Annotated in this window: 1 pseudogene; it reads right to left on the bottom strand. The window is 34.5% G+C overall.

The features are described 5' to 3' along the window. Nucleotides 1–1011: pseudogene (locus QUB13_RS30600) on the bottom strand (IS1634 family transposase); the annotation flags it as partial. Nucleotides 1012–1098 lie beyond the last annotated feature (87 nt).

The raw sequence follows: 1098 nt of genomic DNA, 5'->3' as shown, positions 1-1098 counted from the left end.
ACAAGCAAAATTTGGCTGGGATAGCTTGCGTATAGAGGTTGATGCTTTTTCTTTTTGTTTTTCTACTTGCTTATTTATTTGTTCAATACTTGATTTTTTTCTCGCTTCACTTTCTACGATCAACCATCTTTGCTTGACTTCTCCATAATCACTTTCTTTTTCGACCATTTTATATCCTGATATTTTACTGTCTGTCCATTGGTGAGCTTCGATATTTAATATTTTATCTTGAGCCATTTTTATAGTTAAAGGAACTCTAGTTTTCCATTTCATTTCTCTCATAGCGATGATATTATCTTTGGTATACAAGGCACTATCTGCTACATTTACTCCTTCAAAATTCCAGGACTTTTTGAATTCTTTTAATCGCTCTACAAATACACTTTTGTCATCGATATTTCCTGAGTCTATTTTTAAATATAATGGTACATCTCCATCTCCTGTACAAATCATGTCAACAATAAATTGCTTGAGGTCTGGTCGATGCTCCCTCGAATATCCATGTTTGAGTTCTATGGTTTTCATCTCTGATTCATGCTCAGATTCTTGAATTTTCACTTTTTCCTCAATCTTGACTGAATTGACTCCTCTTTCTGACGGCTTTGCCTACTCCCCATGTACATACATTGAAGTTCCATCCAAATGAATGCTATTCATTTTTACTTGAAATTTTTCGGCAGCTTTTATAGCGATTGTTGTAAATAGTTGTGTTGTGCCTGCTGCATAATATTTGTCTAAGGCTCTGGCTAATCGGTCATCATTTAAATGTGATGGTAATAGTCCTTCTCCAATCAGATGTGATGTTGCTTTGCCGACAAAAAATTGTTCAAATAAGTATAAAGGGGCGCTCAAAAATCCTAATCCATTCAAAATCATTGCTTTCATTACTTGTCCGGGAGTTAGGAGTTCTTTTTCTTTGATACCGATTTGTTTATTCACTAATTCTACCAGTTCCATTTCATCGATAATTTCGGCTATTATTCCTAAATGATCTATGTTGAGGACTTTTATTGCGACTGGGGCTGATTCATGATTTTTTACACCTGTGTTCCTGACTCTATTATATACTTTTGGAAATACTTGATACCGTTGCTATAT

Source organism: Microcoleus sp. B4-D4, from assembly GCF_036705185.1.
Taxonomy (GTDB): Bacteria; Cyanobacteriota; Cyanobacteriia; order Cyanobacteriales; family Microcoleaceae; genus Microcoleus.
The sequence above is the reverse complement of the archived record's forward strand: the minus strand, read 5'-3'. Positions and strand labels throughout refer to the sequence as shown.